10 protein-coding genes are annotated in these 9,354 nt (G+C 64.9%); 3 read left to right on the forward strand and 7 right to left on the reverse strand.

The genetic code is table 11. The features are described 5' to 3' along the window. Positions 1-12: 12 nt before the first annotated feature. A complete protein-coding gene (locus MJ797_RS09505) occupies positions 13-1,236 on the reverse strand; it encodes a malic enzyme-like protein (RefSeq protein WP_239333889.1) in 1,224 nt (407 codons plus the stop codon). 195 nt (positions 1,237-1,431) lie between these two features. On the opposite strand from MJ797_RS09505, the gene MJ797_RS09510 reads away from it, so the two are divergent. Next, positions 1,432-2,112 (forward strand): DsbA family oxidoreductase, encoded by a 681-nt coding sequence (locus MJ797_RS09510; protein WP_239333805.1) that lies wholly within the window; start codon positions 1,432-1,434, stop codon positions 2,110-2,112. 356 nt (positions 2,113-2,468) lie between these two features. Here the strand turns inward: MJ797_RS09510 and MJ797_RS09515 are convergent, their stop codons facing one another. Both MJ797_RS09515 and MJ797_RS09520 read right to left on the reverse strand, forming a co-directional pair. Next, on the reverse strand, positions 2,469-2,993 hold the full coding sequence (locus MJ797_RS09515; protein WP_239333807.1) for a GNAT family N-acetyltransferase: 525 nt from the start codon (positions 2,991-2,993) through the stop codon (positions 2,469-2,471). After that, the gene (locus MJ797_RS09520) at positions 2,990-3,262 is read right to left on the reverse strand and encodes a DUF1778 domain-containing protein (protein WP_239333809.1); all 273 of its coding nucleotides are present in this window, start codon (positions 3,260-3,262) and stop codon (positions 2,990-2,992) included. The genes MJ797_RS09515 and MJ797_RS09520 overlap by 4 nt, the downstream gene beginning before the upstream one ends. 549 nt (positions 3,263-3,811) lie before the next feature. On the opposite strand from MJ797_RS09520, the gene MJ797_RS09525 reads away from it, so the two are divergent. Both MJ797_RS09525 and MJ797_RS09530 read left to right on the forward strand, forming a co-directional pair. Continuing rightward, on the forward strand, positions 3,812-4,000 hold the full coding sequence (locus tag MJ797_RS09525; protein WP_239333811.1) for a type II toxin-antitoxin system HicB family antitoxin: 189 nt from the start codon (positions 3,812-3,814) through the stop codon (positions 3,998-4,000). Further along, positions 4,000-4,224 (forward strand): type II toxin-antitoxin system HicA family toxin, encoded by a 225-nt coding sequence (locus tag MJ797_RS09530; protein WP_239333813.1) that lies wholly within the window; start codon positions 4,000-4,002, stop codon positions 4,222-4,224. Before MJ797_RS09525 ends, MJ797_RS09530 begins: the two co-directional genes overlap by 1 nt. Positions 4,225-4,397: 173 nt before the next feature. Here the strand turns inward: MJ797_RS09530 and MJ797_RS09535 are convergent, their stop codons facing one another. The 4 genes from MJ797_RS09535 to MJ797_RS09550 form a co-directional block, all read right to left on the reverse strand. Continuing rightward, positions 4,398-4,598, reverse strand: coding sequence for a hypothetical protein (locus MJ797_RS09535; RefSeq protein ID WP_239333815.1), 201 nt, complete (start codon positions 4,596-4,598; stop codon positions 4,398-4,400). Between the two features lie 396 nt (positions 4,599-4,994). Next, entirely contained in the window at positions 4,995-5,579 is a 585-nt protein-coding gene (gene idi / locus MJ797_RS09540; RefSeq protein WP_374581839.1) for an isopentenyl-diphosphate Delta-isomerase, read from the reverse strand. Between the two features lie 104 nt (positions 5,580-5,683). Next, the gene (locus MJ797_RS09545; protein WP_239333819.1) at positions 5,684-6,595 is read right to left on the reverse strand and encodes an aromatic prenyltransferase; all 912 of its coding nucleotides are present in this window, start codon (positions 6,593-6,595) and stop codon (positions 5,684-5,686) included. 1,204 nt (positions 6,596-7,799) lie between these two features. Further along, complete coding sequence (locus MJ797_RS09550) at positions 7,800-8,585, reverse strand: class I SAM-dependent methyltransferase (protein WP_239333821.1); 786 nt, start codon at positions 8,583-8,585, stop codon at positions 7,800-7,802. Positions 8,586-9,354 lie beyond the last annotated feature (769 nt).

A 9,354-nucleotide genomic window follows, 5' to 3' on the forward strand; every position in this document is an offset into this window, starting at 1 on the left:
CGCACGTGCGCATCACTGCGCCGCGGTGAGCGCACACGCCGCGGCCACGGCCACGGCCTCGGTCAGCCCCGGATGGTCCAGCGCGGGCAGCAGCGCCCCCGGCTCCGCCTGCGCGGCCAGGGCGTACGCGGCGGCCAGCCGGGCCGCGGGGGTGATCGACATCCGGGTGGTAACGGCCGCGGTGACAAGACCGGGCAGGGCGTGCAGCGGGCGCGGTCCGGTAGTGGCGGCCAGCAGCGGCGGTGGGGTCTCCAACCGGGTACGCAGTACCGGCACGCTCCGCGGCGGTGCCGCAAGGCCCATGAGATCGATGACAAGGTCCGTCTGGTCGGCAACGGCGTGCAGCGCCTGGATGCCGTACTCCACCGGATCATAGAGAGTGATGTCGCCGATCCCCGCGGCGACCAGGAGACCAGCCAGGTCACCGCCTCGTGCCGGGTCCACAAGCACGACCCGCGCTCGGCCTGGATCGATCGCCCGCGTACGCAGCGCGTTGACGGCCGCGGCGGTGGCGGCCACGGCCAGCCCGTCGTTGACCGCGTCCAGCACCAGGTGGGACGCGGCGCCGAAGGCGGCGCGGGCGGCATCGATGTGACGGATGTGGGTGTGCACCAGAACGGTCGCGGCAAAGCCCGGAGCGAGCATCCGGATGACGCTCGCAAGCTCGTCGGCGCCGTGCGTGGCGACCGGCAGGGGGATGACGTCCAGGCCGGTTGCCCGCTGCAGGTGGACGGCCTGCGACTCCACCGCGGGCAGAGCGGTTTCGGCGGGTAGCGGTTCGAAGTCCAGGACGGCGCTGGCGTCGGTGAGCAGCGCGATCCGGCGGGACCGGCCGGTGTACCGGTCGGTGTGGCGGGGATGGGCGGCGAGATGGGTGATGACGCGCCGGTCCGCGTCGGCGTCCAGCAGCGCGACGTCATGACCGGTGGTGACCGCGGCACGCACCTGTTGGGCGAGCTTGCCGGCGGACGCGGTGGAGAAGACAAGGTCCTCGGTGTGCAGCAGATCGGCGCCCAGAGCACGGCGCAGCGCGTCGGTCAACCGGGTCAGGGTGCGGGCGCTGTCGGCGTCCAGGACAATGCGGCGCGCACCGGTGGGGTCACCTTCGTCGGCCTGGCAGGTGACGGTGCCCGGCACGTCCGCGATGACCGACCGGACCACGGCGACCGCGTGCGGCGGGACACGGATCTGAATGCTGTAGGCGGGATTCACCCCAGCGGGACTCGGCGTCAGCACGTCCCCTCCACCCGCGGCCGAGACGGCCGAAACACGGCTTGACCAACGTGTCGCGAACGACGTGTCGCGCCAGAAGAACCAGAACGTCACGACCGCGGCGCCCATGCGACGCTCCGCTCAGCCTCGCGTGGCTGCGCGAGCAGCCCCTTGTGCCCTGCGAGCATAGCCCGGAGCACCGATGCCGAGGAGAGCCCTATGCGGATTGACATCTGGTCCGACCTCATCTGCCCGTGGTGCTGGATCGGTAAGCGCCGATTCGAGCAGGCGCTGATCAGTTTCCCCCAGCGCGACCAGATCGAGGTCGTCCACCATTCTCTCCAGCTCGACCCGGCCATGCCCACCGATCGCGTCGTGCGCCAGACCGACATGCTGGTCGCCACATACGGCATGACCCTGGCGCAGGCGCGGGCGAGCCAGCTCGCGCTGGAACGCACCGCGGCCACCGTCGGCCTCGAATACCACCTGGCCGACAGGGTCGTCGGCAACACCGCTGGCGCGCACCAGCTCGTGCAGCTGGCCGGCGACCGCGGCGTCCAGGACGCCGTCGTCGAGCGCCTCTACCGGGCACACTTCACCCAACAGCGATCATTGTTCGATCATGAATGCCTGATCGGGCTTGCCGGCGAGGCCGGCCTGGACCCGGACGAGGCCCACCGCGTGCTCGCCGAGGGCACCTACGCCGACGCGCTGGACGCCGACGCCCGACAGGCGCGGGCACTCGGTGCCACCGGTGTGCCGTTCTTCGTCATCGACAACAGGTACGGGGTCTCGGGCGCCCAGCCCCCGGAGATCTTCATCGAAGCGCTCTCCCATGCCTGGGCCGATACCCATCCGGCCGAGGAACGAGCTGAAGAAGCGATGACCCATCCAGCATAATTTTGTTAACAAAAACAAGAGTGACCGGCAACAGGGGACACGGCATCACCGAATCCCGTCTTCGGCCGTTCCCCTCCGTTCACCCAGCACCGGCCGGCGCACATAGTCCATAGCCCTCGGCGATATGTCCATGGATGTCTACCAGCGTCCGTCGGTGCAGGTCACAGCCTCGGGATGCGGGTTTGATGTTGGCGCGGGTGGCTTCGGGTAGGCATGGTGCCAGTGCTGCGAGCGATGTGACCTGGCGGTCGGGGCTGTCGATGGTGCGCGATCGACAGCGCTGCGTCCAAGACGGTGGTACGGGTGCGCCGTCGCGCGCTGATCAGGTTACGCGAGCGGTACCCGAGCCCGCTCGGTCACGTGCCGCTGAGGGCCTTGCGGAGATCCTTCATCAGTAGGAAGAGGTGCATGGGGTCAGTAGGGCCGGCCTCGAACGTCGCCAGCCGGAGGCAGAAGTCACGGGCGACCTCGTTCTCACAATGGATCAGCAGGGCCCGTACACCGATGACCTCACCGGCCACAGCGACGCGGCGCATTGCGTCGACCACCAGCGCCCGGCCGAGCCCGGCACCCTGGACGGACAGGTCCACGCCGAGCCGGGTGAGGATCACCACCGGCTGGTGATAGCGGCCCACGCCCTGGGTCAGCCGCCGCGGCGCCTGGGCCGGCGCGACCGACCCGGCCGCCAGCGCGTAATAGCCCACCACCCGCTGATGTGCGTCATCGGTTCCGGTGACCACGTACACCCGGGAGGAGCCGGACTGGTGCGCCTGCAATGCGTGCGCGGTCAGCCAGGCTGACTGCGCCGCCGACCCGCAGTCGAACCCGGCCAGCATGTGCGTTGCGGCCAGCGGCTCGACCGGGCCGAACGGGCCGGTCACCGACCGGCCTGACCCGGCTCCAGGTGATCGAGGACGGTGGGCGTGGTCAGCAGTTCCCGCAGCCCCGGCACGTCGGCCGCCGGCCGGTCAAGTGCATGATCGAAAGCCTGCCAGCTCGCCTCGTCCAGGACGAAGACCCGCCGATCGGCCAGGATATCGGCCGCGGCATCGGTCGCCGCCTTCAGCACGAACGCCGACACTGTACTGCCCGCAGCCGAGCTGGCAGCCTCCAGCAGAGCTTTCTGCGCCGGCTCCACCCTCAGATGCATCCGCTCATCCTTCGCACTAGTCACCCCACGAGTGTACGTACAACGTACACATCACACTAGCGCTCGCTGGCGATCCCCCGCGCTCTCGGCCCTGGTCGCTCTGAGGGAGGGACGCCACCAGAACGGCGAAAACCCCGGCGGTATCAAGCGGTGGAGACGACACCCGACGCCCGCCTCGTGCTGGGACCCGAACCTCGAAAATTCGTACGCGGGGCTGGTTGGGCAGGGAGCTGGCGCGGTGACGCGTGAGCGCTCCGTTTCCAGCTCCCTCCCGTCGATTCCGTGACGGACGTCCACCCCCGTTGCAGTACAACTGCAGTACAGTGCCGTTCTCGTCCGCAGTGACGGAATGTGAAGAAGTGTCCGATCCGCCATCGAGACGGCGTGGCGCGTAGCGCTCGCCGCCGGGTGCATGCCGATCATGTCCGCTACAGTCGAGAGGGCGGTGAGCGTCCAGCAGGTAGGCGGCAGCCCGGTCTGGCGACGGACTGTGTTGCTGATCCGGGCGGCATTCGGCGTACTGTAGATCGTATGAGTCGGGTGGTTCACGTGCCTTACACCGTCGAGCAGGACGAGACCGGCTGGTTTTGCGCACGTGCCGCTCTCCCGGGCGGCGGGGCCAATGGGGAGGGCCGGACTCGGGGCGAGGCGATCGAAGACCTGCGTGCAGCGTTGGAAGGTTGGTTCGCCGAGTTCGGCGCGCCGGACGAGCTGGCGGTGACGGTCGGCGTGGCCTGATGCCGCCGGTCCCCGCGCTACGTGGCGCCCAGGTGGTCAAGGCGCTGGAAAAGGCCGGTTTCACCGTGGCGCGGATCCACGGCAGTCACAACATCATGAAGCATGAGGACGGACGCCGTACGACGGTCCCGGTTCACGGGGGCCGTGATATTCGGCCCGGTACGTTGCGGGCTGTTCTTCGGGATGCGGGCCTTACCGTCGATGACCTGCACGGCTTGCTGTAAGCAGCGATCATGAGATACGTCACTGGAGACTGATCCCCGAACCTACGGATTATGAGCTGTCGTGCACTTCGTCCGCTTATATCCGCTGACGTCCGTCAGTGCAGGTCACAGGCTTGGCTCTTTCCGTGGACGTACGCCGACGTCCGTAGTCATCAGCCGGCATGGCTGCCACGTCAGGGCAGATGAACATGTAATCCGTAGTTTGCTTCGAGACGCCCACCGGCGTCCGTGGCCGTCCGCAGGCTCAGGTTGCCGGCGCATCCTCGTCCGCCGACATCCACGGCGGTCCCCAGCCATCCGTCGCCTGTCAGGTTGGCTGTTACCGGTGCGGGCTCCCGGCACTGCCCGATCCGCGGATCAAGGGACACACGCATACTTTCTCGGTCCGCTCCCGTCCACCACGCCGACGTGTGTCACCGAGTCGGCGGCGTCGACGCCCTCCGCCGAGGTCCTGCGGGGCCAGCAGCACACCCGTGTACGATCCGGCTCGTCCTTGAGTTACGCCCAGTCGGCGTAGGCCTGCGGTGCCTGGATATCAAGGACATGTCAATTGGTGTAATGGTTAACACACCCGCTTGCGGGAGTTTTCGGGTTCGACTCCCGAGTCGGCGGAGCGAAGTCTCCTTTCGGTCGGCTTCCTTGCGCTGGCTTTGGAATCGGGGATGGCTGAGATGGTTCTTGACCTTCACTCTCTTCACAAGAAGAACGCCTTGGCGTTGCACCGAGCATTTGACTGCATCAGTCGCTTCAGTTCGCGAACGTCATCCGCGTTAAGCATGACCAACCGTTTCGGGCTCCCAATGTTGAGCGTTTCCGACCGCCCGGCGGATTCCGGGCAAAGCGGCGGCCAGGACAGTACTGAACCAGACGGAGAAAGTATGTTCCACACGCCACTCCCGCAGCTCGGGCGGAGTGAAAAATCTGAATTCCACCACCTCGGTAGGGTCGATGTTTAGCGGCGGATCCACCATTCCGACGAAGAGGTGATTGTACTCGCGCTCGATGAGCCCGGAGTCTGGATCAGTACAGTGGTACTGCGTGGTGCCCGCACCTTTCAGGTCCCGGGGTGTCACTCCCAGCTCCTCGCTGACTCGGCGGGCCGCTGCTTCGTACGGAAGTTCGCCGAGGAAAGGATGACCGCAGCAGCTGTTCGACCAGACGCCCGGTGAGTGGTACTTGGTCAGCGACCTACGCTGCACGAGCATTCTGCCGGTCCGGTCGAACAGGAACACAGAAAAGGCGCGATGGAGTTGACCGGGGGCAGTGTGGGCAGCGAGTTTCTCCGCTTGGCCGATGGTGGCGCCCGCCTCATCGACCAGCTCAAGCACGACTGTTCCTGCGGATATAGAGATCAAGTTCTATCCTTCGCTCGACGGATACGCTCCATACGTATCACGCAACACTTGCGGTGGTCTACAGCATTCTTTGTCGACTTGGATCGGCTTATCCTTCATCGCCATCAGACGATTGAGGCCATGGGGCTATTCCATGCCTTCATAAGGGCCACCAGCTGCCCGCAATAGCTGCGTTCCGCCTTCATATAGTTCGTCCCCTCGGGGCCGAATGACCAGGCGACGGCGTTCATCTCTTCCTCGTCGTGGGACGGGGCGGTGCGGAAGAATATCCGCAGGCGCTCGTCGATGGAAGGGAACTCTCCCAGGGGCAGCCTGAGGGCGTAGAAGCCCACTCTTTGTATCACTCCATCGTCGACCGACATCGTGACGGAAAAAGTATATCCGTCCGGCGCGGTGAATTTCGACATGTCCTTCAATACGGCGTCGCCGGGCATCTTTCCCCGGGCAAGCGAGATGAATTGCTCGCACTGTTGCGGAGTTATCTGCTGTGCAGTCCGAAAATAGATGTTCGCGGTGTCGTGGTGGTAGTCGACGGCTACGTGCCGAACCGCGACCAAGCCCAAGTCCCGGAACAGCGGCTCATGCCGGCGAATCGGTTCAGGTACGGCGGGTACGGCCAGGATATCCTCTACGGGCCGTATTCCCCCAAGATAGAGCCAGGTTTTCGAAAGCCCACGCTCCGCATCGAAGTCGCAAAGCTCGGTCGGAGTACCTCCGTATAGATCACCCCAGGAATTGATCAAGTAAGCCATCTTGTTGTCCGGGCTGAGTAGTCCCGCGCGAACGGCTACACCTATGGTGTCCGTCACCCTACGCTCGTAAAAGCGGTAGTTGAGCGTGGCCCCGGGCTTGTCGGTGGCCCGCCAGAGAACAGCGCCCTCATGGAAACTCTGGGCGTAGGCGTTGACGACCGTCCGCGTGACGGACTCCGAATACCCTGAGCCGATCGCGTCGGCCGTGGTCTTGGCGTCCCGCAGAAACTGCTGGGCTGAGAACTGCGACGGCAATGAAGTCATTACAAATCCAATCCATCTCGGTGGGCGTATTGAACAAGTCGTTTTCCAGACCCGGCCGGATTCGACGATTCCAGGGCTGCTCCGATATTATTCTACCCCCGACGGTTGGCAGGTGTACGGAGCTCGCAGCGATGACCGCTAACTTGGAGAACCGGCTGCCGCGCCTGAATGAGCGGGACCGCGCATGGCATTGGCCTATAGAAGTGTGGTCCTGAGTACGGGGGAATAGGTGCCGTCTATAGAGCCACGAGCCCGCGCCCAGGGAGATCGTGATACCCGCTTTCGAGCTCGACAAAATACGCACCGTGGACCCGCCCTTTCGATACGTAGTTTGACGCGTGGAGCCGCGCCGTAGCGACGCCGGAGAAAGCGCACACCGTCAGCCCATCAAGAATTCGTTGCCGCCGTCATCTGCCAGTTCCACCGCGCAACGGATGTACTGATGCCATCCAGACTGTGTGGATATGAGCAGGCGGGCTGCCCCCACCCCCTACGCGGCACTGAAGTTTCGGGTGTCAGCCCCCCGTATCCGCGATGCCGGAACGCATAACCGCTCGGCGACCTGACATATAACGACTGTCATGCCCGTGGATCGGAGGCTTCGATCAGAGCGCGGGCGCTCTGCCGCGCTAGTGTCTGGGCGCATGGGCAGTCCCAGGGAGTGAGTTCGTCGACTTCAGTTGGCCCATCTCAGCAACGAGACGCAGCCCCACCCGTCATCGTTTAGAGCGCCCGGCAATAGGGGAATGGATCAAGGAGCGGGGCTGGAGTGCGTGCATCGCAAGGCTGCGGAGGGAGCCACCCTGGTGCTCTGGGTGGCGACCGACGACAACGCGGCGAGGTGCGTGCCCCAGCCCCGCGACGCCGCGTCCCCTATTGCCGGTCGCTCTTAGTAACGCGACCTGGCCCCCAGTCCACGAGCGCCATCAACTATGGAACGTGACCACGGCGCCGGCTCCCTGCCCCACCGAGACCGGGGCCGACCGACGGCAACCCGGAGCTGGCCGCGTGGTTCGCCGCGTACTTCCAGCCGCAGCATGAGGCCGTCGCCCTTCACTGGTTTCTGCGGCAACTTGGCAGGTCATTTTTCCGGGGCGCAAGCATAGATGGAGGCCGGTATGGAACAGCAGCCGAGAAAGCGCGCGGCGGGCGATCCGCCCGTCGCGCACCGCTGGTGTCGGACTTCCTATTGTGTCCACGTTCCTCATCGCTGGCCCCAAGCGGCGATGGAGGCCATTCCAAGGTCGACGAAGTCGCCACGAGTGATCTGGTCAAGGACAGTGTCGATGTCCCCGGGCTCGAGGCCGTACGATGTAATATATGGCTCGAGTTGCTGAATGCTCTTCTGCCAAAATTGGGTCATCGGGCGTAGGCCGCCGACGACTGGCAGAAGACAATCCATGCTGATGGAACTCAGCCCGAGTTCGCGTAGGGGCTGCGGATATTCGCGTGCCCACGTATGATCGGTCCCGAACCGTTCTTCGACGACTGCCATCAGCGCCATGCTGACCCTGCGAAAGGCGCTATTTGTCGAGGAGCCGAGGGGAAATCCTGCTGGATCCTCGATCACCAGCCAGCCGCCGGGGGAAAGCCAACGGGCCACTTTGGCAAGGTCGAGGACTCGACTTCGTTGATGGCAAAAAACCCATCGGGCGTGAATGACGTCGAATGAACCAGGCGGAAATTCGTCAGCTGTTATATCGTGCTGAAGGAACTGGAGGTTGCCGAAGGGGGATGCGTGCAGAAAACGCAGGTCCAGATCTGTCGCGGTTACCATCCCGTCGGGACAGCGGACGGCCAACCACTGGGCGACGGTTCCGAGGCCTGTGCCTATATCGAGACACCGCCAGTCGGGTGCAGGGCCGAGTGCGTCGAGCCGGCGAAAGGTAGCTGGGTCGAGTTCCTCGGCAAGAGCGGCAAGTCGCGTGTACTCGTTCTCGCCGTGATGAGCGTAAATTTCTTTACCGTAGGAGTCATGCCCTGTTACCACCTGTGTACCTTTCAGCTTGCACCGCGGGTGTCGCGGATCGACAGTGTCGCGGATCGCGGGGGGTTCGCGCCCGTGATAATCATATGATCATCCAGCTCCAATATCCAGTGACTATACAGATCGGAAGAATGATGTCAATTCCTTTGATGGTGGTTCGTTATGTTCGGCGTGGATTCGATAGATCCACTCCGCAATAAAACGGGCATTGTCGCTGGTCGGGCGATGAATCCTGGGTGGCGATCATGGATGAGCTGCGCCGCGGCGCTGACGGTCATGAGGGCCTGGAGTGGACGGTCGGGGTCGGCTCCGGGGTGGTCTGCGCTCACCAGCACGCCGCAGGTGCCCATAACCGGCCGCCCGCCGACATCCCGCGCAGGTTTTCGCGTGTACCGAGTTGAGCCTGGGGGGCTCGGTTCGAATGGCCTGACTTGGCTCACGCTGATCGCTCCAACAAGGTCGCAGGTCTGCGACCTGCGGCGTTGCCTCGTCCTGCGGTGAAAAGTGCGCACTAACCACCTGCCATTGCCCCGGACCCCTCCTTAAACGTCGGCCGGGTGCTGAGCGGCGCTGGGGATTCCGACGTATGGCGCGGATTCCGGGCAAGCTGGGTGTGCAAGCCCCGCGCCCGTCGTCGCGAACGTCCGCACCTCGCTGCGCCGGGCGCCCCCGCGCCCGGGTGCCCGGGTGCCCGCACCGCCACCACCGTGTCCCGGTACACATCCAACCCGGCAACACGATCGATCAGCACATCCATAGATGACCGCCTCCC

This window comes from Protofrankia sp. CiP3 (genome assembly GCF_917627345.1).
In the GTDB taxonomy this organism is placed as follows: Bacteria; Actinomycetota; Actinomycetes; order Frankiales; family Frankiaceae; genus Protofrankia.